General features: G+C 64.9%; 25 protein-coding genes and 1 riboswitch. Of the genes, 10 read left to right on the forward strand and 15 right to left on the reverse strand.

Annotated elements, in window-relative coordinates:
- Nucleotides 1-2: 2 nt before the first annotated feature.
- From AAC645_RS06035 to cbiE, 8 genes are all read right to left on the reverse strand, one after another.
- The gene (locus tag AAC645_RS06035; protein WP_340314593.1) at nt 3-959 is read right to left on the reverse strand and encodes a FecR family protein; all 957 of its coding nucleotides are present in this window, start codon (nt 957-959) and stop codon (nt 3-5) included.
- A complete protein-coding gene (locus tag AAC645_RS06040; protein WP_340314595.1) occupies nt 956-1,531 on the reverse strand; it encodes an RNA polymerase sigma factor in 576 nt (191 codons plus the stop codon). The genes AAC645_RS06035 and AAC645_RS06040 overlap by 4 nt, the downstream gene beginning before the upstream one ends.
- 232 nt (nt 1,532-1,763) lie before the next feature.
- A complete protein-coding gene (cobF, locus tag AAC645_RS06045; protein WP_340314596.1) occupies nt 1,764-2,528 on the reverse strand; it encodes a precorrin-6A synthase (deacetylating) in 765 nt (254 codons plus the stop codon).
- Nucleotides 2,525-3,247, reverse strand: a complete 723-nt coding sequence (gene cobA, locus AAC645_RS06050) for a uroporphyrinogen-III C-methyltransferase (protein ID WP_340314597.1) — start codon at nt 3,245-3,247, stop codon at nt 2,525-2,527. The genes cobF and cobA overlap by 4 nt, the downstream gene beginning before the upstream one ends.
- Nucleotides 3,244-4,557, reverse strand: a complete 1,314-nt coding sequence (locus tag AAC645_RS06055) for a cobyrinate a,c-diamide synthase (RefSeq protein WP_340314598.1) — start codon at nt 4,555-4,557, stop codon at nt 3,244-3,246. Before AAC645_RS06055 ends, cobA begins: the two co-directional genes overlap by 4 nt.
- Nucleotides 4,554-5,339 carry a precorrin-4 C(11)-methyltransferase gene (cobM, locus tag AAC645_RS06060; protein WP_340314599.1) on the reverse strand — a complete coding sequence of 262 codons (786 nt, stop codon included), beginning with the start codon at nt 5,337-5,339 and terminating at the stop codon, nt 4,554-4,556. The genes AAC645_RS06055 and cobM overlap by 4 nt, the downstream gene beginning before the upstream one ends.
- On the reverse strand, nt 5,336-5,701 hold the full coding sequence (locus AAC645_RS06065) for a cobalamin biosynthesis protein (protein ID WP_340314600.1): 366 nt from the start codon (nt 5,699-5,701) through the stop codon (nt 5,336-5,338). The genes cobM and AAC645_RS06065 overlap by 4 nt, the downstream gene beginning before the upstream one ends.
- Nucleotides 5,698-6,918: a precorrin-6y C5,15-methyltransferase (decarboxylating) subunit CbiE gene (cbiE, locus tag AAC645_RS06070; protein ID WP_340314601.1), complete on the reverse strand. Its 1,221-nt coding sequence runs from the start codon at nt 6,916-6,918 to the stop codon at nt 5,698-5,700. The genes AAC645_RS06065 and cbiE overlap by 4 nt, the downstream gene beginning before the upstream one ends.
- Between cbiE and AAC645_RS06075 the strand changes: the two genes are divergently transcribed.
- Nucleotides 6,917-7,678: a cobalt-precorrin-6A reductase gene (locus AAC645_RS06075; protein WP_340314602.1), complete on the forward strand. Its 762-nt coding sequence runs from the start codon at nt 6,917-6,919 to the stop codon at nt 7,676-7,678. The genes cbiE and AAC645_RS06075 overlap by 2 nt on opposite strands.
- Here the strand turns inward: AAC645_RS06075 and cobJ are convergent.
- From cobJ to AAC645_RS06100, 5 genes are all read right to left on the reverse strand, one after another.
- On the reverse strand, nt 7,642-8,418 hold the full coding sequence (gene cobJ, locus AAC645_RS06080; protein WP_340314603.1) for a precorrin-3B C(17)-methyltransferase: 777 nt from the start codon (nt 8,416-8,418) through the stop codon (nt 7,642-7,644). The genes AAC645_RS06075 and cobJ overlap by 37 nt on opposite strands.
- The gene (cobI, locus tag AAC645_RS06085; RefSeq protein ID WP_340314604.1) at nt 8,415-9,146 is read right to left on the reverse strand and encodes a precorrin-2 C(20)-methyltransferase; all 732 of its coding nucleotides are present in this window, start codon (nt 9,144-9,146) and stop codon (nt 8,415-8,417) included. Before cobI ends, cobJ begins: the two co-directional genes overlap by 4 nt.
- Entirely contained in the window at nt 9,143-9,772 is a 630-nt protein-coding gene (locus tag AAC645_RS06090; protein ID WP_340314605.1) for a precorrin-8X methylmutase, read from the reverse strand. Before AAC645_RS06090 ends, cobI begins: the two co-directional genes overlap by 4 nt.
- A complete protein-coding gene (cobG, locus tag AAC645_RS06095) occupies nt 9,772-10,908 on the reverse strand; it encodes a precorrin-3B synthase (protein WP_340314606.1) in 1,137 nt (378 codons plus the stop codon). The genes AAC645_RS06090 and cobG overlap by 1 nt, the downstream gene beginning before the upstream one ends.
- Nucleotides 10,909-11,178: 270 nt before the next feature.
- A riboswitch (cobalamin riboswitch) is annotated at nt 11,179-11,403 on the reverse strand.
- A gap of 84 nt (nt 11,404-11,487) precedes the next feature.
- Entirely contained in the window at nt 11,488-12,165 is a 678-nt protein-coding gene (locus AAC645_RS06100; RefSeq protein WP_340314607.1) for a GntR family transcriptional regulator, read from the reverse strand.
- Between the two features lie 270 nt (nt 12,166-12,435).
- Between AAC645_RS06100 and AAC645_RS06105 the strand changes: the two genes are divergently transcribed.
- The 7 genes from AAC645_RS06105 to atzF are packed head-to-tail and all read left to right on the forward strand — an operon-like array spanning nt 12,436 to nt 19,359.
- On the forward strand, nt 12,436-13,239 hold the full coding sequence (locus AAC645_RS06105) for a hypothetical protein (RefSeq protein ID WP_340314608.1): 804 nt from the start codon (nt 12,436-12,438) through the stop codon (nt 13,237-13,239).
- A 56-nt stretch (nt 13,240-13,295) separates the two neighbouring features.
- Nucleotides 13,296-13,976, forward strand: coding sequence for a cysteine hydrolase family protein (locus AAC645_RS06110; RefSeq protein WP_340314609.1), 681 nt, complete (start codon nt 13,296-13,298; stop codon nt 13,974-13,976).
- Nucleotides 13,977-13,998: 22 nt separating this feature from the next.
- Complete coding sequence (locus tag AAC645_RS06115; RefSeq protein ID WP_340314611.1) at nt 13,999-15,588, forward strand: hypothetical protein; 1,590 nt, start codon at nt 13,999-14,001, stop codon at nt 15,586-15,588.
- Nucleotides 15,585-15,770, forward strand: a complete 186-nt coding sequence (locus AAC645_RS06120) for a DUF4089 domain-containing protein (protein ID WP_340314612.1) — start codon at nt 15,585-15,587, stop codon at nt 15,768-15,770. Before AAC645_RS06115 ends, AAC645_RS06120 begins: the two co-directional genes overlap by 4 nt.
- Nucleotides 15,767-17,170: an AtzE family amidohydrolase gene (locus tag AAC645_RS06125; protein ID WP_340314614.1), complete on the forward strand. Its 1,404-nt coding sequence runs from the start codon at nt 15,767-15,769 to the stop codon at nt 17,168-17,170. The genes AAC645_RS06120 and AAC645_RS06125 overlap by 4 nt, the downstream gene beginning before the upstream one ends.
- The gene (gene hpxZ, locus AAC645_RS06130; RefSeq protein ID WP_340314616.1) at nt 17,164-17,547 is read left to right on the forward strand and encodes an oxalurate catabolism protein HpxZ; all 384 of its coding nucleotides are present in this window, start codon (nt 17,164-17,166) and stop codon (nt 17,545-17,547) included. Before AAC645_RS06125 ends, hpxZ begins: the two co-directional genes overlap by 7 nt.
- Nucleotides 17,548-19,359 carry an allophanate hydrolase gene (gene atzF, locus AAC645_RS06135; RefSeq protein WP_340314617.1) on the forward strand — a complete coding sequence of 604 codons (1,812 nt, stop codon included), beginning with the start codon at nt 17,548-17,550 and terminating at the stop codon, nt 19,357-19,359. It abuts the gene before it with no gap.
- 57 nt (nt 19,360-19,416) lie between these two features.
- On the opposite strand, the gene AAC645_RS06140 is transcribed toward atzF, so the two are convergent.
- The gene (locus AAC645_RS06140) at nt 19,417-19,788 is read right to left on the reverse strand and encodes a VOC family protein (protein ID WP_340314886.1); all 372 of its coding nucleotides are present in this window, start codon (nt 19,786-19,788) and stop codon (nt 19,417-19,419) included.
- A gap of 121 nt (nt 19,789-19,909) precedes the next feature.
- The gene (locus tag AAC645_RS06145) at nt 19,910-20,062 is read right to left on the reverse strand and encodes a hypothetical protein (RefSeq protein ID WP_340314618.1); all 153 of its coding nucleotides are present in this window, start codon (nt 20,060-20,062) and stop codon (nt 19,910-19,912) included.
- Between the two features lie 47 nt (nt 20,063-20,109).
- On the opposite strand from AAC645_RS06145, the gene AAC645_RS06150 reads away from it, so the two are divergent.
- Together AAC645_RS06150 and AAC645_RS06155 are read left to right on the forward strand one after the other, a co-directional pair.
- Nucleotides 20,110-20,412 carry a hypothetical protein gene (locus AAC645_RS06150; protein ID WP_340314620.1) on the forward strand — a complete coding sequence of 101 codons (303 nt, stop codon included), beginning with the start codon at nt 20,110-20,112 and terminating at the stop codon, nt 20,410-20,412.
- 92 nt (nt 20,413-20,504) lie between these two features.
- Nucleotides 20,505-21,206, forward strand: a complete 702-nt coding sequence (locus tag AAC645_RS06155; RefSeq protein ID WP_422785799.1) for a hypothetical protein — start codon at nt 20,505-20,507, stop codon at nt 21,204-21,206.
- The last annotated feature ends 47 nt before the right edge of the window (nt 21,207-21,253 follow it).

The raw sequence follows: 21,253 nt of genomic DNA on the forward strand, positions 1-21,253 counted from the left end.
GCTCAGCGTTTCAAAATTATTTTACCATCGGAGGCTCGCGATACTTGAACACCATAGACCTCTCTCAGTAGCCGGATGAAACCTTCTACATTGCCGAGCTGAAATGCCCCGCCAATCGGCATTGCGGCAAGCTGCTCGTCCTTCACCACGATTGGAGTCTGACTGTAGCGATTGAGTTCCGCCACCGCTTGACCAAGCGTCTTGCCATCCAGCACCATTACGCCGTCGCGCCAGCGTAGCTCCTGGTCAAGCTGATCGAGTGGTTCGCGCGTCACGATGGTAGTCACGCTATTTGCTACCGCCTTCGATCCTCTTTGCAGCACCGTCGATCCAAGTGCAGAACTCCGTCCGACCCCTTTGAGCTGGACTGCCCCCTGAAGGACAGCGACGCGCAACAGGTCACCATCGCGGCGGACCGTGAATTTGGTGCCGAGCACCGTCACATCATGCGCGCCGGCATGGATGACGAAGGGTCGGCTCGGATCATGCGCGATCTGGAAATAGGCTTCTCCCCCGCTGACCCAGGCAGAGCGTCTTCCCCATTCGAGGGCGATGCGCAAATTGGTGTTGGTGTTGAGATCGATTGTACTTCCGTCCGGGAGATGCGCGGTGCGCCGCTCGCCAACACGTGTTTCGAGTTGGATGACCTGTACGCGCTCCTGCCGCGGCCACATGCCGAAACCAACAAGCGCCACAACGAGCGAGGCCGCTAGTGAGAAGGACCTGAAAGAGAACCATTTGGGCCTTGTAGGTTGCTGCACCTCGACCGGATCGTAGAGCGCCCGCAGGCGATCCGCCAAGCGCCACCCTTCCTCCAGCCGCCAATAGGCCGCTTTGTGCGCGGGGGATTCACTCAGCCATGCATCAAGTTCGGCTTGGTCGGCAGGAGACCAGTCGCCCTCGTCGAGACGCATGAGAAATCGCGAGGCCTGGGTTTCAGCTATATCGGCTGACATCATGAACCCTTCCGGGGCTTGCCGACGGGGATCGCAGCGCACTCGCTCTCGAATGGAGCCGCCGCCTGAAGCATGTGGTTGGCGAGCAGACGAATTCCTCGCGTAATCTGCTGCTCCACCGCATCGATGCCGATTCCAAGATGTTCTGCAATCTCGCGTACTTTCATCCCCTGGACCTTGCGGAGCCGCATCACCTCGCGACAGCGAGGCGGCAGTCCCTCCAGACCCGCGCGTGCGCGCGCCAGCTCCTGACTGGCGCTTACGTACCGCTCAGGTGTCAGTACATCCGCATGGAGGGGCAGCGCTTCGAGATCGGCCACAAATTCGAAGCGGATAATGCGTGCGCGCTTGGCGCGGGTGATGAGCAGGTTGCGCGCGATCGCGAAAATATAGGCTGCGGTCTGATTGGGCAAACTCCGGCTGGCGCCGCGTAGGGCCTTCTCATACACCTCTTGCCGCAGGTCCGCGACCTCGTCCCCTTGCGAACAATGTCGCCGCAGAAACGTCGTCAGCGAGGGCTCGAGCGCAAGCACCTCCCGACGAAACCACCCGTTCAGCTCGTCATCGCTGAACATGCTTCCTCCACATGCTGATACGCCCATAGGCCAAGACTCACGAAAGCCGAAATACCCTATCCCGGTCACCGGCACGCATATTAATATTTCCCGAGTACACATCCTGAATAAGGCAAGGGTTCAGCGGCCGACTGGCATTTTCCTCGGGATTGCCCTCGGCCGATGTGACTTTCTGCCTGCCTTCTGCACATCCTTCGGTTGCCAGGAATGGCTGCCCCCACGCCTCCGCCGGTCAAGGCACATCGGCCTGCCCCCTTCGCATGAGATATACATCCATGATCCAGCCATGGCGTGAGCGCAGTTCAGCCCGTTTTGCGGCAATGCGCGGCGCCGCCTCCGCCAAGGAGCCGTGGATCAGCGTTTCCTGCTCCATACCCAGATAGGCGCCCCACCATATTGCAATGCCCTGCGGATCCAGCACCTCGAAGGCACAGCCGCTATCCAGCATGACGACGATCATGTCCGCCGTCTCGGGCCAGCCGTGGGCGCGCAGCAGGCGGCCGGTGGTGATCGTCACCGCGCCGGCCAATGGATTGAGCGGAATGCCATGCGCGGCGGTCAGCAACTGAATGCTGGTGATGCCGGGCACGACCCGCACCCGCAGCGTTTGACCGCCGGCCTTCAGCCTGTCGGCTATCCGCAAACTGCTGTCGTACAGCGAGGGATCGCCCCAGACGAGCAGCGCCAGGCGCCCACCCGCCGGCAGATGCACGGAGATCTGGGCAGACCATGCTGCGGCGATGGCATCGTGCCACTTATCTACCGCGCGTCCATAATCTGCACCCGTATCGCGGACCGGCATGTCGAATTCGACGATCCGTACCGGGCGGGTTAACACCTGCTCACAGATGGCACGCCGCAGGTCGATCAGGTCTGACTTGGCGCTGCCCTTGCGTGGCAGCAGGATCAGATCGGCGCAGTTCATCGCCTGCACCGCCTGGGCCGTCAGATGATCCGGATTTCCCGTGCCGATGCCGATGAGAGCAAGCTCGATCATGCTTCGTCCATCAGAGGGCCATAGAGGATCAGCGCCGGCGCCGACCCCAGGCCATCGGCCAGCCCTCTGGCCAATCCGGCGACCGAGCTCCGCGTCAGGCGCTGGTCGGCGTGGCCCACATTCTCGGCCAGCAACGCCGGCGTTTGCGGCGGCAGGCCCGCAGCAATGAGCCGTCCGGCCAGTTCCGGGAAGGTTCGCTTGGGCATGAACACCACCGTAGTCGCCTGTGCGTCAGCCAAGGCTGTCATGTTGAGATCATGCGGCAAGGTACCTGTGGCGCCGTGCCCAGTGATGAACTGGACGCGCCGGGCACGCGCCCGCCGCGTCAGCGGAATCGCCGCAGCCGCAGCCGCCGCACTGGCCGAACTGACGCCTGGGATGACCTCGAACCCTATGCCAGCTAACCGAAGAGCGTCGATTTCTTCCTCGAGGCGGCCAAAAATTCCGGCGTCGCCGGATTTCAAGCGGACCACATGGCCGCCGCCGAGAGCATGGGCCACCAGCAGCCGATTTACCTCTGCCTGGCTGGGCGACGGCCGGCCGGCCCGTTTGCCGACATCGACCAGAGTGGCAGCGGGGCGCACCCGATCGAGAATGGGACCCGACGCCAGATCGTCGAACAGCACGACATCGGCAGCCTGCAGCCGAGCCAATGCCTTGAGCGTGAGCAGCTCGGGATCGCCGGGTCCGGCGCCTACGAAGGAAACCGAGCCGATCATGATTGGGTCGCGATCATATGGAAATAGCCGCCCGTCACCCGCCCGCGATGCGAACCGGTTTCGGTTACCACGGCCCCGTCGGCATCGGTCACAAGGGCCAGGGGCGCATCGGTCTGTTCAACAATGGTGGAATAATGGAACTCATGGCCGCGCAACCTGGTCCCCGCGGCAAGGCCGGCCACCGGCGCCATCAATTCGGCCGAACGATAGCCAAGATGCAGTCGGCGTTCGGCATGGCTGGTGACCAAGCCCAGCAGGCCAGCCATGCGGTGCTGCCTGCCCGCCTCGTCGATCAACGCCTCGCCGAGCACCATATAGCCGCCGCATTCGCCGTGGACCGGACGGGTTTCCGCGTGGCGGCGAAGCCCGGCAAGAAATGTCGTGGCGCCAGCGATGGCCCCGGCATGCAGTTCCGGATAGCCTCCCGGCAGCCAGACCAGATCCGCATCCTGGGCCGGCGCTTCATCCGCCAAGGGCGAAAAGAGCATAATCTCGGCCCCCGCGCGGCGCCACGCTTCCAGCATATGCGGATAGACAAAGGAAAAGGCGGCATCGCCAGCCATGGCGATGCGCTGGGCCGGCGGCGGCAGCCGTCCCCAGTCGGGCATCGGTGCTCGCTCCTGCGCCCCCGCCGCGTGGACAATCGCGTCGAGATCGGCATGAGCGCGCAGAAAGGCGCCATAAGCGGCGATTGTGGCGTCAAGTGTCGGGTGCTCCATCGCCTGCACCAGCCCCAGATGCCGTTCGGGCAAAGCCAGATCGCTTCGTCTCGGCAGCGCCCCGAGCACGGGAATCTCCAGATCTTCAAACCCCCGGCGCACCAGACGCTCATGCCGGGGACTGGCCACGCGATTGAGGATCACCCCGGCAAGCGGAACCTGGGCGTCGAGAAGCTTGAACCCCAGGGCGGTCGCGGCCGCGGACTGCGTCTGACCCGATACATCCAGCACCAGCACCACCGGCCAGCCCATGCGGCGGGCGATGTCAGCGCTCGCCCCATTACCCGTGGCGCCCTGGCTGACCACGCCATCGTAGAGACCCATCGAGCCCTCGGCGAGGACGAGGTCCGCACCTGCAGCCTCGCTCGCTATGGCATCGATCAGCCCGCCATCCATCGCCCAGCTGTCGAGATTGAACGAAGCCCGGCCACAGGCTGCGCGATGAAAAGCCGGATCAATATAGTCGGGGCCGCTCTTGAACGGCTGCACCGCCATCCCCCGCTCGGTCAGCGCACGCAGCAGCCCTAGAGTCACGGTGGTTTTGCCAATGCCAGACGCGGGGGCGGAGATCATCAATCCCGGTACGCTCATTCGACCTTGCCCATGAATCGCGAGGCGGCATCCTGCGGACGGAAACGGCGGTCATAGCCATGCGCATAGAGACTGCTTTCCGCAAAACCCTCCGCCGCCAGCACCCGCCCGACCACAATCAGCGCGGTTCGCTCCATGCTGCCGGCTACAGCCTGTTCGATCGTCGCCAGCGTGGCCCGTACGATGCGCTGATCCGGCCAGCTCGCCCGCCAGACCACCGCCACCGGGCAGTCGGCTCCGTAGGACGGGATCAGATCGGTCACCACCCGAGCCAGATTATGGATCGACAGGTGGATGGCCAAAGTCGCCCCCGTCACCGCGAAACTGGCGAGGCTTTCTGCCGCCGGCATGGTGCTGGCCCGGCCCGGCGTGCGGGTCAGCACCAGCGACTGGGTGAGTTCGGGCAAGGTCAGCTCCGCCTCGAGCGCGGCGGCGGCGGCGGCGAAGGCAGGAACGCCCGGTGTCACGGTGAAGGGAATGTCCATGGCGCGCAGGCGGCGCAACTGTTCGCCCATCGCCGACCACACCGACAGATCACCCGAATGCAACCGCGCGACATCCTGCCCCTGTGCCTGGGCGGCGGCGATCTCGGCGATGATCTCGTCCAGTTCCATCGGCGCCGTGTTGACGATCCTGGCGCCCGGTGGGCAATGGTCGAGAACCGCCGGAGGAACGAGCGAGCCGGCATAAAGACACACCGGGCTGGCAGCGATGAGGTCTCGCCCGCGCAGAGTCAGCAGGTCTGGAGCGCCGGGCCCGGCGCCGATGAAATGAACGGTCATGGCAAAGATCCTTCGGCGATGGCGCACGTGGCCATCCTATCGGGAGAAACATGGCGCGAGCCCAGCAGACGCGCGCCGTCACCAGCGGCAACGAGGGCGCTGGCTTCGGCAAGGCTGCCCGTGGCGCGCGCGGCGAAGCTGGCGGCCGAGCAGGTGAGCGTTGGCACCCCGGACAACTCCTCGGGAGAAAGCCCCCGCAACGGCAGGCCGAGAGCATCGGCAAGGGGCGACACAGCGGCAAGCTTGTCCCGCGCTGTCGCGAGATGCGTGACCGCAGGCTTGCCCCGTTGTGCCAGTTCCAGCGCCGCCCGCAGCGAGACCAGCCCGGCCCCTGCCCGGAAGCCGAAACCCGCGACGATCACAGCACGACGCTCCATTGCACCACCGGATAGCTCGAACGCCATCCACGACGGCTACCCAGCGGCGCCGCCTGCGCCAGCTCGAGCCGCATCAGCGCGCCGCCCTTTTCACCGTGCCAGCGGGCTAGCAGCGCTTCGGATTCGAGCGTCACCGCATTGGCGACCAGGCGCGTGCCGGCCGGCAGACGCGCCCATAGCGTTTCAAGCAGCGCCTCGGACAGGCCGCCGCCGACGAACACCGCATCGGGCATCGGGCCTTCGGGCAAGGCATCGGGGGCGCCGCCGATCAGGATCTCCAACCGATTCACGCCCAGCGCGAGGGCATTGGCGCGGGCACACTCGGCCCGCAGCGCGTCCGCCTCGATCGCCACTGCGCGGTTGGAGGCGTGCCCCAGCAGCCATTCGATGCCGATCGAGCCGGAGCCCGCACCGATATCCCATAAAAGTTCTCCCGGCCGGGGCGCGAGGGTGGAGAGCGTCAGGGCACGGATGGGTCGCTTGGTGATCTGGCCATCATGATCGAACACGGCGTCCGGCAAGCCAGATATGCAGGGCAATGCCTGCCCGTCCCCGGCACATTGCACCGCCACGGCGACCGGATGAGCAATGTCGGCGAAATCCAGCGCGTCGGCGCATGCGGTGCGGGTTCTTTCGCGAGGCCCGCCAAGCGCTTCCATCACATGCAGGCGGGAAGCGCCAAAGCCGCGGTCCGTCAGGTAGGACGCTAACGCCACCACCGCTTCGCCATCACGCAGCAGCAGCAGGATACGCGCGCCAGCGAAGAGGTGTGGCCGCAGGCGCTCCAGCGGTGCCGCGTGCAACCCAAGGCAGGCGGTTTCCTGCAACGGCCAGCCCAATCGCGCAGCGGCCAGGCTGAAGGTGGACGGCGTTGGATGGGCCTCCCACTCATTGGGCGCGAGATGGCGCGTCACGCTGCTGCCCGCCCCGAACCAGAAAGGATCGCCCGACGCCAGCATCGCCACCTTCTGCCCGCGATGCGTCATCAGGATAGCGATCCCGTCGGCAAACGGCACTGGCCATTCGATCACGCGCGAACTAGTCGCAGGCAACAACGTCAGGTGCCGGGCCGATCCGATGACCAGTTCGGCCTGCGCCAACGCCGCCCGGCTTGCGGCGGAAAGGCCATCGAGCCCGTCCTCGCCGATGCCGATGATCGTCAACCACGGCGTTTGCCGAAGCTGCGCAACAGGGTCAGCCATGCCGAATATTCTCCTTCTGGGCGGCACCACCGAGGCCAGCGCGCTCGCCCGCCTGCTGGCGGCCAGGAGCATCCGGGCAACGCTGAGCTACGCCGGCCGAACGCAATCCCCTCAACCGCAACCTGTGCCGGTGCGCATCGGGGGCTTTGGGGGCGTCGCCGGGCTGGCGGACTATTTGCGCGACCATCGGGTGACGCATCTGGTCGATGCGACCCACCCCTTCGCCGCGACGATGAGCGCCAACGCCGTCGAGGCTGCCCGGCTGACCGGGGTCGCACATATCGCGCTTACCCGCCCCGCCTGGGTGGCTTGCCCCGGCGACCGCTGGAGCCATGTTGCCGGCATCAATGACGCCGTAGCAGCGCTGGCAGGGACGCCGCGCCGCATCATGCTGGCCTTGGGGCGGATGCATGCGGACGCCTTCGCTGCCCAGCCGCAGCATCATTATCTGCTGCGCTTCGTGGATGCGCCTGACCAGCCCCCGCCCCTGCCGCACTACAGTCTGGTGGTCGATCGCGGCCCGTTCGGCGTGGATGGCGATATGTGCCTGCTGCAGGAACACGCCATCGATCTGCTGCTGTGCAAGAATGCCGGCGGCGCGGGAGCCGAGGCCAAGCTTATCGCCGCCCGGCAACTGGGCCTGCCGGTTCTGATGATCGACCGACCGATCATCCCGATGCGCCGGGAAACCTGGCACCCCAGTGAAGTGCTGGCCTGGCTGGGTCATGATGCCGAGCCCATCGCCGAGCGGGGCGTGTAGAGAAACGCGCCGCCCGCCCGCTCGATGATCCGGGTCTGGCTCGATCCGACGATAACGACGGTGCGCATGTCGGCCATATCGGCGCGAGCCTGTTCCAGCGCGATGATCCGCAGATCCTCCTCGGGCGTCGACACAGCCCGGGCGAACAGCACCAGACGATCATCGCCGCAGGCTTCGCGCAGCACTTCGAGCACGCGGGCAAAAGCTTCCGGGCGGGCTTTCGAGCGCGGGTTGTAGAAGGCCATGGCAAAATCAGCCTCAGCCGCCAGCCGCAGGCGCTTTTCAATCAACGACCATGGCTTGAGGTTGTCCGAAAGGTTGATGGCGCAAAAATCATGGCCCAGCGGCGCTCCGGCGCGCGCACTGGCCGCAAGCATGGCGGTGATGCCCGGCATGACCCTGATATCCACGTCGCGCCAATGGGCGGGCCCGGCTTCCAGCGCCTCGAACACTGCCGCCGCCATGGCGAACACGCCCGGGTCGCCGGACGACACGACCACTACCCGCTTGCCCTGCGCCGTCAGCTCCAGCGCATGGGCGGCCCGGTCCAGTTCGACCCGATTGTCGGAGGGATGCAGCGTCAGCCCCACGCGCGGGGCCACCCGCGCCACATAGGGGATATAGCCAATGACATCGCTGGCACCGGCGAGCGCAGCGGTCACCTCGGGCGTAATCAGCGAGTCATTCCCCGGCCCCAGTCCGGCAATCGCGAGCCAGCCGCCATCGGCAACCTGGCTCATGGCCGGCGTCCCTGTCCATGGATCAGCAGGATGGAAAAATAGGGCGTGACGCTATCGGCATCGATGAGCCGCGTTACCTTCTGGCCGGGCATGGCAGCATGTTCCACAAGCCAGGCGACATCCTCGCGCCCGGCAGCGGTTACGGCGCGGCGCAGTTTGGCCAGGTTGCGTCCGATCTTCATCACCACCAGGGCATCGGTATCGCGAATACGGCGGACAAGCTCCTCCTCCGGCAAGGTCGCCATCGCCACGGTCAGCACGTCGTCGCCCCAGGTAATCGGCAGGCCCGTCGCATTCCAGGCTCCGGCCATGCCGGTGATGCCCGGCACCACCTCCACCGGCACCATCCCCGACAGGCGGGAATGCAGGTGCATGAACGAGCCATAGAAAAACGGATCGCCCTCGCACAGCACCACCACATCCTTGCCCGCCCGCGCGAGAGCGGCCAGCCGCTCGGTGCATTCGGCGTAGAAGCCGGAAAGGCAGCTATTGTAACGCGGATCAGCGAGTGGGATTTCCGTCGTTACCGGATATTCCATGGCGATCTCGATCGCATCGGCGCGCAGCATCTCCGCGGCGATGCGCCGCGCCTGTCCGGGTCGCCCGGCCTTGCGGAAATAGGCCACATGGCCCGCACCGCGCACCAGCCGGTCAGCCCGCACGCTAAGCAGATCCGGCGCGCCCGGGCCCAGCCCGACACCGTGGATCGTTCCCACCGGGCCGCTCATTCCGCGCGGCTCGCCAGTGCGTTGATGGCAGCGACCGTGATGGCGCTGCCTCCCAGCCTTCCTTCGACGACGCAGCAGGGCGCCGGCGGAGCGATCCACAGCGCAGCCTTGGACTCCACCGCACCGACAAAGCCCACCGGACAGCCGATGATCGCTGCGGGACGGGCGCAATCCGGGTCCTCCAGCATATTGAGCAGATGAAACAGGGCGGTCGGCGCATTGCCGATGGCGACTACCGCGCCCGCCAGATGCGGCCGCCACAGTTCCAGCGCCGCTGCCGAGCGCGTGTTGCCCATCGCCCGCGCCATGTCTGGCACCTGATGATCGTGGAGCGTGCAGATTACCGGATTGGACGCGGGCAATCGCCCACGGGTAACCCCCTCGCTCACCATCCGCGCATCGCACAGGATCGGTGCGCCATTTGCCAGCGCCGCACGTGCCGTGCTGGCAAACCCGATCGAGAAGCGGATATGCGGAGCCAGCTCGACCATGCCGGAAGCATGGATCATGCGCACCGCCAGCGGCTCTTCATCGACCGTGAAGCGGGCAAGATCGGCCTCTGCGCGGATCGTGGCGAAGGATTGGCGATAGATCGCCGCCCCATCGGTTTCATAGACATGCGGCATCAAACGGCTCCAAAATGAGCAAGAACCTCGAGCCGGCTGAGAGCCGGCCAGACAGCCGGCGAGCCAGCCGGCGCGTCGAGGGAAATATCGTAGAGGCCATCTCGACCGGTCAGAGTGACGTCGGCGCTACGCGGGCAGGCGCATCCTTTGGCGCAACCTGACACATGGAGTCGCCCGGCAACCAGCGGTGCAAGGCGGCGCGCTACGTCACGCGTTTCCACCGATGCTTGTGGGCAATGCGGGAAGCCGGGGCAGGCGTCGGCGCGCAGCAACGGATCGGCAGGATCGGTCACCAACCCGCGCGGGGAGGCAAAGGACGGATCGCCTTCCACCAAGACGATCCGCCAGGGCGTGAACCGCAGGGCCTGTGTCCCGCTATCCTGGGCGACCAGTTCGGCAAGAACCGATGCTTCTAGCCGGCCAAAGGGCAAACCGAAGGCCATGCCGAGACGACACGGCCCCGGCTGAACGCGTGCGACCGACGTCATCGACGGCACGTTTCCTGTCGCCCAGTTCGGCAGCTCGGCGGTGTGGCGGGCCATGCGCCCAGCTTCTCCACCGCCGCTTTCGAGGAACCACCAGGCTAGGGCGACCAGTGCATTCGCTTCCCCCCCATGGGGCACGGCAACGCCGGTGGACCGTCCATCGGCGCGCAGGATCAGCTTGCCATCGGCGCCGCGCTCGATGCGAAAATCCCCCCCATCGGAGCCTAGCGCGCATCCCACCCCGGCATCGACAACGAAACCCACCTTACCCGGCAACTCGGGTAGCTCGCCTAGTCGGGCCGCGAGGTCGCTCGCAACCCGATCGGTGTCATCGCCTTCCTGCCAGTCCGGCGCGACCAGGATATTGCGCCTTCTTTCCAGGTCGGCGTCAGCATCAACCAGATCTAGTGCCACAAGCTGTTGAACGAGTTGCGGCCAGTTGCCCTCGCCCACACCGCGAATCTGGAGGTTGGCCCGCGATGTCACGTCGATCAGGCCGTTGCCGTGCCGGTTCGCCGCAGCACAAAGTTCTCGAACCTGCGCAGCCGTCATGCGTCCGAGCCGGGGCTTTACACGCACCAGCAGTCCGTCGCCCGACATCATCGGCCGCCATGCATCGGGACACCAGCCCTTTGCCGTGAACCCGCTCATTACCCGCTCTCAGTTGGGTCGGGCGTCGCTAACGGTTCCGCATCCCTGCGGAAACCATGGTGCAGCATTCCGCGACAGACAGGTCATGGCAATTCTCCCCGCGCGCCAAGGCGACAATCGGATGGGGCTTGCCAGTTGATTACCGGCCGGCGCGCAGCCACGGGCTGACGCCGGAGCGCCCGTGGCCACACGACCGTGCAGCCCCAGCCGCACAGCTTCGTCGCCCAGACGGAGAATTACCGTGCCAAGACCATCCCCTGGGTCATGGCAAGAGCGACCAGTGCACCGGCAGGTCTCCTGGCTCGCGGGTCACGGCTTGATACGCACCTTCCCGGAGCGCCTTTAGGCGACTTCCAGTGGTCGCTCCCGCAAAGAGAGCCTGCGCATCGCGCTATCCGCTTACAGTTGCAGGGACAGCTGCGGATTTGGGAGCAAGCTCCCGCACCGCATTCCCATTAAAGCCCCTCGCGGGGCACCGGTGCGATCATCGATTCCCCGGACTGCTCCGGAAAATCACCGCTTCCTTAGCCCGGTTGTTGGCGAATGCCAATCCGGATGGGGCATTGCTTTCGATGTTCGTCAAGCTTCGGCAACGCTCAGGCCAGCGGCCTGACCGGTGCACAATTCTTCGAAGCTCTGCTCGACCAGCGTGACGTGGTACAGCATCGCGCTGTGAGCCGCCGCGGCATCGCCGCGGACTATGGCCGAAACAACAGCATCATGCTCCTCCAGCGAGCGCGGTAGCCGGCCCTCGACGTGGAACTGCGCGCGCCGGAAAGGGGCGAGCCGCCGCCGGATCGAAGCCGCCGTTTCGGCCAGGACGGCATTATGGGCGCCCTTGTAGATCATTGTGTGGAGCGCATGGTTGGCATCCGCGAAGGCGGCCGGGTCGTTGTGCGCCGCAATCTCCTTCATCTGGTCGTGCAGCGCTTGTAGCCTGCGGCGCTCGGTTGGTCCCATCGACAATGCGGAGAGCCGGGCGCAGGTCGCCTCGAGTTCGCCCATCGCGACGAACAGATCCTCGAGCTGGGCGGGGGTCACGCTGGCCACAACCGCACTTCGCCGCGGCCGCATCTCGATCAGCCCGGTAGTGGCTAATTGACGTAGTGCCTCCCGCACCGGCGTACGCGAGACTGAATAGCGTTGAGCGAGATGTTGTTCGTCCAACCGGGAACCGGGCGCGAATTCGCCGGAAAGGATGGCCTCCGCCAAATCGTCGGCGAGCTTATCCACCGTCGTCCCGCTCGACACGTTCATCCTTCCGTTCGCGTTGGGCAACCTTCGCGCCCGCCAGGATGGGGCGCCTGAAATCTTGCATACAAATATGAGGTCCAAGCGACAATCCCGTTGCCGACTCAAATATTGTATGCAAGTCTGACATTGCGCATACAAATTTCGTCTTAAAGATCGAGTATGCGCGTGTTCGCAGAGGGGGTGTCTGGGCGCTAACCAATCAGGGAGCGACCCAAGATGCGAACGATATACAAAGGGGTAACCGCCGCGCTGCTAGTCACTTGCTGCAGCAGCGTGGCATCGGCCGAGGCGTGGGAGCTTCACGGCTTCGGCGATGTTTCCGTCAAGAAAGACTATGTCACGCCGCGCGGCCTCGTCGTCACCACGGACGGTGCCATGGTTCACCTGGTCAACGGGCTTTCGGTGAACAGCCCGAGCGGGGTATCGATCTATGCGGGCACCTTTCTTGCGCTCAACCCGGGCCATGCCACGGGTGGCGAGCCTCTCAACGAATTCGACTGGTGGGTTGGTGCCAGCGTCCCAGTCGCCGAGGGGCTAACTGCCAGCATCGAGTATGGGCATTGGATTTTCCCCGACACCATCCCCTACGATGAACGCAACATCCAGTTCACGCTAAAATATGCTGACAAGCCGAAGAACGGCTTCTCAATCAATCCGCACGCCAACATATTCTGGTCGGTGAACAGCAAGTCGTCGACCGTCGTACTCGGCAAACCGGATGGGACGGGCTACTTCGAACTGGGTGTGACGCCGACCTACGCCGGTAAGGGGTTCACCCTGACGGCGCCGACCTGGATGTCGATCGGGCCTAAGGAATACTGGGTATCGGAGGGCAATAAGGCGCTCGTCGCGACGCTTGTCAACGGCGGTGACCGCAGCAACCTCGGCGTGTTCTCGACGGGTCTGAAGGCTTCGGTGCCGCTCAGCCTAGGCGGCAAGGCCGGTGCCAGCGTTTATGCGTTCGGCCAATATTATCACATGTTCAACGATGGTCTGGTCGCATCCAAGCAACTGCTGAACAACGGCGACCAGCGCAATCACTTTAACTTCGGCGTCGGCATGGGTTGGGGGTTCTAACCGGGAGGTTACCGGTTCTACGTCATCCCAAGCGTGCCAAAAATGGAGAAGCGGCCATGTCCACAGTGCCTGCTAAACCCTATGATTTCAGCCTCGATCCCCAGCGGGCCGCATTGCTGATCATCGACATGCAGCGGGATTTCATCGAACCGGGAGGCTTCGGGGAGATGCTCGGCAACGACATCTCCCAGCTCCGCCCGTCGATCGAGCCGCTGAAAGCCTTGCTCGCTTCCGCTCGGCAAGCTGGACTTTTCGTCATGCACACCCGCGAAGGCCACAAACCCGATCTTTCCGATCTCCACGAGGCCAAGCGGGTGCGCGGCAAGAGCGCAAAGACGATCGGCGACCAAGGGCCGATGGGCCGCATTCTCGTCATCGGTGAGGCGGGCCACGACATCATCGACGCGCTGTACCCGATCGCGGGCGAGCCGGTGATCGACAAGCCCGGCAAGGGTGCCTTCTATAACACCGAGCTGTCCGGCCTGATCGCCGAACATGGCATTACCCAGCTGATCGTCTGCGGCGTCACCACCGAGGTCTGCGTCCACACAACGGTTCGCGAGGCCAATGACAGGGGCATCGACTGCCTTGTCCTGTCGGACTGCACCGGATCCTATTTTCCCGAGTTCCATGACGTCGCGTTGCGGATGATCGCCGCCCAGGGCGGCATTTTCGGATGGGTTGGCGACTCCACGGGCGTCATCGCCGCGCTCACCGCACCGGCGGAACCGGCATGAACCAAGCAAGGGGGTTTGCATCATGACCAGCGTCACCAAAGCCGGGCCGGGCCCGGCGAAACTGCCCTGGTGGACACCGGGAGACTGGAACGCCTTTTTCGGTTTCGGCACCAACATTCTCGTCAACGTGCTGGTGCTGACTGGCCTGTTGCGGTTCGTGCTGAAGCTTCCCGACGAGATCATCTTCGGGCGGATCCTTCCCGCCGTTGGGCTGATGCTCTTCCTGAGTACGGTTTATTACGCCTATCTTGCGCGGAAGCTCGCCGAGAAGACCGGCCGCGACGACGTCTGCGCGCTGCCTTCGGGGATCAGCGTGCCGCACATGTTCGTGGTGGTGTTCGTGGTGATGCTGCCGATCCTGCTCTCCACCGGCAATCCCGTCGACGCGTGGAGCGCGGGCCTGACCTGGGTGTTCGTGCAGAGCTTCGTGCTGATGATCGGCGGCTTCATCGCCCCGGTGATCCGCAAGATCACGCCGCGCGCGGCGCTGCTCGGTTCGCTCGCGGGCATTTCGCTGACCTTCATCTCGCTGAGCCCCGGCGCGCAGATCTTCATGACGCCGATCATCGGCGTGATCTGCCTCGCCGTTATCCTGGCGAGCTGGCTGGGCGGCTTCCGATATCCCGGCGGTATTCCCGGTGGCCTGATGGCGATGTTCGTCGGATCGCTGATCGCCTGGATCGGCAACGCAATGGGCTATGAACTGGGCGGCATCGGACCGGAGAAAGTTACCGGAGCGCTCGCCGATTTCGGCTTCCACCTGCCCTCTCCGGCGATCCACGAGATCCTCGGCGGCTTCAAATATATCGGCGTGATCCTGGTTACCGCGATCCCGTTCGGCATCTACGATCTCGTCGAAGCGATGGACAATGTCGAAAGCGCCGAGGCGGCGGGCGATCATTTCCCGACCACCCGCGTGCTGACCGCCGATGGCATCATCAGCCTGATCGGATGCCTGATGGGCAATCCCTTCATCAACGCCGTCTATATCGGCCATCCCGGCTGGAAGGCGATGGGCGGGCGCACCGGCTATTCCGCGGCCACCGGCGCGATGATGCTGTTCCTCACCTGGTTTGGCGTCGTCGCGCTGATGATGGCGATTATTCCTGCCGTCGCGCTGCTGCCGATCCTGCTTTACATCGGCATGCTCATCGGCGCCCAGGCCTTCCAGGAAAGCCCGCATCGGCATGCCCCTGCGGTCGTACTCGCGCTCGTCCCCAACATTGCGGCCTGGGGTGTCACCCAGATCAACAATGCGCTGGGCGCGGCGGGAACCGATGCGGGGAAGGTCGGGCTCGATGCGCTGGCCAACAACGGCGTCCTCTACCACGGGCTGCAGACGCTCGGCAGCGGCGCCACCTTGTGCGGCATCGTCCTCGGGTCGATCGCGGTGTTCATCATCGACGGCAAGCTTGCCAAGGCGTCGGCCTTCGCAGCCGCTGGTGGCGTGCTGACCTTCTTCGGGCTGATCCACTCCGAAGCGATCGGCGTCGGCAAGACGCCATCGGTCGCCGCCGCGTACATGGTGGTCGCGGTCTTCCTCTACGCCTGCTCGTTCAAGAAGTCGCATGCCGCGGCTCCTGCCCTCGAGCCGGCGCACGCGGCGGCATGAGCGCCGACCGCGCGACGTTGGAGGATGTCGAGCGGTTGGCGAAGATGGCGGGGTTGATGATCGACCCCGCCTATCTTCCCACGGTCGCCAGCAATCTCCGTATCCTGCTCGACCAGGCTGCGCTGTTCGTCGATCGGCCTATCGATCCCATCGTAGAGCCGGCGCCGGTATTCCACCCATGAGGCTGCTCGATCATCCGTTCGACCTGATCGGCATCGCCACCATCGCACGGGGCGTGCGCGAAGGCCGTCTCTCGGCCGTAGCGCTGATCGAAAGTCGGCTGGCCCGGATCGAGCGGCTCAATCCACGACTCAACTGCTTCACCGAAATCCTCGGCGAGCGAGCGCGGCGCGAGGCGGAGGCGGTGGACGCGATGGTCGCGGCCGGCCGCGATCCGGGGCCGCTCGCCGGCGTGCCGTTCGGCGTGAAGGACAATTACGACGTTGCGGGGCGAGTTACCACCGCTGGCTCGATCATCAATCGCGGTCTGACGGCGGCTGCCCGGGATGCCGTGCTGCTGCGGCGGCTGACCGCCTCGGGCGCCATCCTCGTCGGCACGCAGAACATGGACGAATATGCCTATGGCTTCACCACGGAGAACGCGCATTATGGCGCGACGCGCAATCCGCTCGATCCTGAGCGAAGCGCCGGCGGATCCTCGGGAGGTTCGGCCGCTGCGGTAGCGGCCGGGCTGTGCGATTTTTCGCTGGGGACCGACACCAACGGTTCGATCCGGGTGCCATCCTCCTTTTGCGGCATCTTCGGATTGAAGCCCACTTTCGGGCGGCTGCCGCGCACCGGCACCTTTCCGTTCGTCCACGAACTCGATCATCTCGGCAACTTCGCGCGCAGCGTCGCCGATCTGGCGCTGGTCTATGATGTGATCCAGGGCTTCGATGCGGGCGACGCCGCCTGCGCGGATCGCCCAGCCGATGCGAGCCATGCAGCGCTCGCCGCTCGCTGGACCGGCAGCGCCGCAGTGCTCGATGGCTGGTTCGATGCCATGGCGGATGCGCAGGGCCGCGCCGCGGTCGCGCGGGTCGCCGAGGCGCTTGGCGCAACGGCGCGGATCAGCCTGACCGGCGCGCGACAGGCGCGGGCGGCTGCGTTCGTGATAACCTCCGCCTCGGGCGGCAACCTCCATCTCGAGTCCCTGCGCCGTCGCGCCGCCGACTTCGATCCGGCAACGCGGGACCGACTGCTGGCTGGCGCGTTGCTCCCGGCCAATGCGCTGTTGCAGGCCCAGCGCTTCCGTTCGCTGTTTCGCGAACAGCTTGCCGAGGCGTTTCGCCACCATGACCTGCTGATCGCGCCGGCAACGCCGTGCACCGCACCGCTGCTCGGCCAGCCGACGATCGACGTCGACGGACATGCGGTGCCGACCCGCGCGAACATCGGGCTGCTCACTCAGCCGCTGAGCTTCGTCGGCCTGCCGATCGTCACCGTGCCGATCGCGGAGGGCGCACTGCCGATCGGCGTCCAGATCATCGCACCACCCTGGCATGAGGCGCGCGCGCTCCAGGCCGCGGCCCACCTCGAACGGACGGGCGTGGTTCCCGCCCCGTCGGCGAAACCATGCTGATCAACGACCCTGTCACGCTCGCCGCAATCACCGACGCTTTCTGGAATTACGAAAAGGCGTTGATGACCAATGACATAGAAGCCCTCGATGACTTCTTCTGGCCCTCGGAGTTCACGGTGCGGATCGGGCCGGGCCAAAATCTCTTCGGCATCGAGGCGATCAAGGCGTTCCGCCTCGCTCGGGTCGGCGGCTCGCCGCAGCGCGCACTGCTCAAGACGGTGATCACCAGCTTCGGCACCGACTTCGCCACCGCCAATGCCGAGTTCCAGAGGGTTGGCGCGCCCGTACCGGGGCGGCAGAGTCAGACCTGGGTGCGCTTCGCCGAAGGCTGGCGGGTGGTTTCCGCGCACATCTCGCTGCTGAGCGAAGGAAATTAGATGAGCCTCCCCGCATTGCTCGATCTTGGGACGATCCGCGGCCTCTACGCCGATCGCCGCTTGACGCCGCAAGACCTTGCAGCCGGCCTTTCGACCCGGATGGACGAGGCCGATCCTGCCGTCTTCATCCTGCGCGCTTCGCTGGCCGAGTTGCTCGCCCAGGCCGATGCGCTGATGGCGCGGGCGCCGACACCGAACAGCCTGCCGCTTTGGGGCATCCCCTTCGCAGTGAAGGATAATATCGATGTGGCGGGCTTCCCCACCAGCGCCGCCTGTCCCGCCTTCGCGCATCCTGTCGACCGCGACGCCACCGTGGTCGCGAGGCTGCGCGCGGCCGGCGCGATCATGATCGGCAAGACGAATCTCGACCAGTTCGCGACCGGGCTGAACGGCACCCGCTCGCCGCATGGCGCGCCGCGCTCGGTATTCGATGCGGCCTATATCTCTGGCGGATCGAGTTCAGGATCGGCGGTAGCGGTGGCCGCCGGTCTGGCCAGCTTTTCGCTCGGCACCGACACGGCGGGCTCGGGCAGGGTACCCGCGGCGTTCAACAATATCGTCGGGATCAAGCCGACGCCGGGCCTGCTCAGCACCACCGGCCTGGTACCCGCCTGCCGCAGCCTCGACTGCATCAGCATCTTCGCGCTGACGGTGGGCGATGGCGCCGCGGTGCGGCGGATCGCAGAGGGCTTCGACGCATCCGATCCTTATTCGCGTCGCGCCGCACCCGAAACCCTGCCCGAGCGAGGCCTGCGCGTCGGCGTGCTCAAGCCCGAAGATCGCGAATTCTTCGGCGATGGCGAATCCGCGCAGCTCTACGCCGAAGCGATCACGCGGATCGGCGAGGCCGTGGTCGAGATCGACTTCGCCCCGTTTCGCGAGACCGCAACGCTGCTGTACCAGGGCCCTTGGGTGGCCGAGCGGCTGGCGGCCTTCGAGGATTTCGGCGTACCGATCGAGGCGGTCGACCCGAGTGTCGCCACGATTACCATGGCAGGCAAGGCATCCACCGCGGTCGATGCCTTTCGCGGTTTTTATGCGCTGGAAGCGCTGCGCCGCCGCACCGAGGCCGAATGGGCGAAGGTCGACCTGCTGCTGCTCCCCACGGCGCCGACCATCTACAAGGTGGCGGACATGCTCGCCGAACCGATCCTGCTCAACAGCCGGCTTGGCACCTACACCAATTTCTTCAATCTGCTGGGCCTCTCCGGAATTGCTGTTCCGGCAGGCTTCAGGATGGACGGGCTTTCCTTTGGCGTCACGCTGGCGGCACCCCCCTTCTGCGACGCGGCGCTCGAGCCGATCGCCGACCGCCTCCACCGCGCCGCCGGGGCCGGCATGGGCCGCAAGCGCGACGCGCGCCTGCCCGCCCCGACCCTCGCGGCATCCACAGGCGATGACCGGCTCAACATTGCCGTCGTCGGCGCGCACCTCTCGGGCATGGCGCTCCACCACGAACTGATCGCCCTCGACGCAGTCCTCGTCGGGCGGGAGAAGACGACAGCCGACTACCGCCTGTTCGTGCTCCCGAATACGGTGCCACCCAAACCTGGCCTGATCCGCGACGCGAACTGCGATGGCCCGGGCATCGAGATCGAGATCTGGTCGCTAAGCCCCGCCGCCTTCGGCCGCTTCGTCGAACGCATTCCGGCGCCGCTCGGCATCGGCAAGGTGAGTTTGGCCGGAGGGGGCGAGGTGTCGTGCTTCCTGAGCGCGGAGGCAGCCGTGAAAGGAGCGCCGGAGATCACGGCACTCGGCGGCTGGCGGGCGTATATCGCCTCGCTGAGGGCGGAACAGAAGCTGCCGGCTTAAGCCGAGAAAATGTGCGCTCAGGGCGATGCCGACAAGCCGGAAGCGGGCATGCACCTCTCACAACATGAACGACACACAAAGTTTGTTGCCTACCGGGTCGCGGAGATAGGCCCCATATGCTCCAAAGGGCTTCCGCACGCCTGGCGGATCCTCACAGGTGGTGCCACCGGCGTCAATGCCCGCATCATGCCACGCGTCAACCTGTTCGGTCGAAACGGCAGCAAACCCAATCGTTCCGCCGTTAGCTATCGAAGCGGCTTGGTTATCAATCGGCTTTGTAATTCCAAACGCCCCATTCGGAGTCCGGTAAAATACTCGGCCGAATGGGTCCTTAACGCCGGCGGGAAGGCCCAGAACGCCGAATATGGCATCATAGAACTTCTTCGAAGCGTCGATATCGTCAGCACCTACCATCACATGTGTAAACATGCTTTTCTCCACTGTCAGCTTCATCATGGCAAAGGGAGTATCGGATATCCTGCATATCTGACTAGCTGCTTCCACACATCGACCGACAGCCGAGCGTTCGACGTGATCTCCATGTTCCAAGCTACCGCTCGTGGAAGCCGACCTGCTCAGCTTCGGGCGATACCGACTTCGAGTGCGCCTGCAGGCATTCCGCGCCCAGCCAGGATGAGGACGCCAACACCATCGACTCACCTGAGAAGGTGCACAGCTGGAAGGAATCGAATTGTCGGAACATTAACGCTCGCCTTGGGTTGCAGTTCATTAACCATTTGGAAGATCGCCATGTCCCCATCTGTAACGAAGATCGCCCCCGCAGCTCTGATTTTGGTCAGTGCGCTGAGCCTCGGCGGCTGTGCCACAAAGGACTTTGTGAGAGAGCAGATAGCGCCGGTGAGCCAGCGCGTCGATGCGCTCGAGGCAAAATTGCAGGAGACCGACGGCACGGCGAAGTCGGCATTGGCACAAGCACAGGCTGCAGCCGGGCAGGCCCAGAATGATGGCCAGCGTCTTGATCAACTCAATGCGCGGGTGGATGGCATCGAGCAGCGGATGCAGGAAAACCAGCGCAAGCGGCCGCGCAATTGATGCCGGAAGGCAGCGAATGTTGATCCAATTGTGATTTCCCGCGTCGCCCCCTCCCCAGGGCGACCACTGCTTCGTGTCGAGCGCCTCAAGCGATGATCAATATCTTTCTGGCGCTTGCTGGACTTGCGCTGGCTGTACCCGCGCCGGCACGGGTGATGGAGAACGCTCAGCCGTCAGGATCACTGCCATCGCAGCCGGACAATATGGAAGCTGGGGGTGAGGTGGGCCGATCGGCGGCCGCTGCGCGCGTCGCCGATTGGATCGCTGCGTCGGGGGATAATGGTTCCCTGCCGTATATCATCGTCGACAAGAAGACTGCTTCCCTCTTTTTGTTCGATGCGAAGCGGAACGCGCTCGGCAGCGTTCCGGTATTGATCGGCGTTGCAGTGGGGGATGATGCCACCCCCGGCATCGGCAGCAAGAATCTTGCTGAGATCGGGCCCGCGGAGAAAACGACGCCTGCGGGGCGGTTCCTCGCCAAATTCGGACGGGCCGCTGGACGGCAAAAGGTGCTCTGGGTCGATTATGCCATGTCCGTTGCGCTCCACCCCATCCCGAAGAAGGCCAGCAAGAAGGAACGACGTCGCCAGCGGATGCTGTCTCCGACCATAGATGACAACCGCATAACATTTGGGTGCATCAACGTACCGATGGCTTTCTACAGCAAGGATGTGCGCCCACTTTTCCAGAAGGAAGGCGGATATGTTTATGTGTTGCCCGACACCAAGCCGCTCGAGGTAGTTTTCCCCCCGTTGCGGGCCCAGTCCTTCACGGAAGTAGGCGCGCTCCGATAGTGGGGTGCGGGCATCGCAGGCCGGCTACGGTCCGCGACTGTCGCTTG

Source organism: Rhizorhabdus argentea (genome assembly GCF_037861105.1).
Taxonomy (GTDB): domain Bacteria; phylum Pseudomonadota; class Alphaproteobacteria; order Sphingomonadales; family Sphingomonadaceae; genus Rhizorhabdus; species Rhizorhabdus argentea.

Bases quoted from the DNA above. Each gene is read 5' to 3' on its own strand.
- AAC645_RS06035 (WP_340314593.1), bottom strand. From the start codon at position 959: ATGATGTCAGCCGATATAGCTGAAACCCAGGCCTCGCGATTTCTCATG.
- AAC645_RS06040 (WP_340314595.1), bottom strand. From the start codon at position 1,531: ATGTTCAGCGATGACGAGCTGAACGGGTGGTTTCGTCGGGAGGTGCTT.
- cobF (WP_340314596.1), bottom strand. From the start codon at position 2,528: ATGATCGAGCTTGCTCTCATCGGCATCGGCACGGGAAATCCGGATCAT.
- cobA (WP_340314597.1), bottom strand. From the start codon at position 3,247: ATGATCGGCTCGGTTTCCTTCGTAGGCGCCGGACCCGGCGATCCCGAG.
- AAC645_RS06055 (WP_340314598.1), bottom strand. From the start codon at position 4,557: ATGAGCGTACCGGGATTGATGATCTCCGCCCCCGCGTCTGGCATTGGC.
- cobM (WP_340314599.1), bottom strand. From the start codon at position 5,339: ATGACCGTTCATTTCATCGGCGCCGGGCCCGGCGCTCCAGACCTGCTG.
- AAC645_RS06075 (WP_340314602.1), top strand. From the start codon at position 6,917: ATGCCGAATATTCTCCTTCTGGGCGGCACCACCGAGGCCAGCGCGCTC.
- cbiE (WP_340314601.1), bottom strand. From the start codon at position 6,918: ATGGCTGACCCTGTTGCGCAGCTTCGGCAAACGCCGTGGTTGACGATC.
- cobJ (WP_340314603.1), bottom strand. From the start codon at position 8,418: ATGAGCCAGGTTGCCGATGGCGGCTGGCTCGCGATTGCCGGACTGGGG.
- cobI (WP_340314604.1), bottom strand. From the start codon at position 9,146: ATGAGCGGCCCGGTGGGAACGATCCACGGTGTCGGGCTGGGCCCGGGC.
- AAC645_RS06090 (WP_340314605.1), bottom strand. From the start codon at position 9,772: ATGCCGCATGTCTATGAAACCGATGGGGCGGCGATCTATCGCCAATCC.
- cobG (WP_340314606.1), bottom strand. From the start codon at position 10,908: ATGAGCGGGTTCACGGCAAAGGGCTGGTGTCCCGATGCATGGCGGCCG.
- AAC645_RS06100 (WP_340314607.1), bottom strand. From the start codon at position 12,165: ATGAACGTGTCGAGCGGGACGACGGTGGATAAGCTCGCCGACGATTTG.
- AAC645_RS06110 (WP_340314609.1), top strand. From the start codon at position 13,296: ATGTCCACAGTGCCTGCTAAACCCTATGATTTCAGCCTCGATCCCCAG.
- AAC645_RS06115 (WP_340314611.1), top strand. From the start codon at position 13,999: ATGACCAGCGTCACCAAAGCCGGGCCGGGCCCGGCGAAACTGCCCTGG.
- AAC645_RS06120 (WP_340314612.1), top strand. From the start codon at position 15,585: ATGAGCGCCGACCGCGCGACGTTGGAGGATGTCGAGCGGTTGGCGAAG.
- AAC645_RS06125 (WP_340314614.1), top strand. From the start codon at position 15,767: ATGAGGCTGCTCGATCATCCGTTCGACCTGATCGGCATCGCCACCATC.
- hpxZ (WP_340314616.1), top strand. From the start codon at position 17,164: ATGCTGATCAACGACCCTGTCACGCTCGCCGCAATCACCGACGCTTTC.
- atzF (WP_340314617.1), top strand. From the start codon at position 17,548: ATGAGCCTCCCCGCATTGCTCGATCTTGGGACGATCCGCGGCCTCTAC.
- AAC645_RS06140 (WP_340314886.1), bottom strand. From the start codon at position 19,788: ATGTTTACACATGTGATGGTAGGTGCTGACGATATCGACGCTTCGAAG.
- AAC645_RS06145 (WP_340314618.1), bottom strand. From the start codon at position 20,062: ATGTTCCGACAATTCGATTCCTTCCAGCTGTGCACCTTCTCAGGTGAG.
- AAC645_RS06150 (WP_340314620.1), top strand. From the start codon at position 20,110: ATGTCCCCATCTGTAACGAAGATCGCCCCCGCAGCTCTGATTTTGGTC.
- AAC645_RS06155 (WP_422785799.1), top strand. From the start codon at position 20,505: ATGATCAATATCTTTCTGGCGCTTGCTGGACTTGCGCTGGCTGTACCC.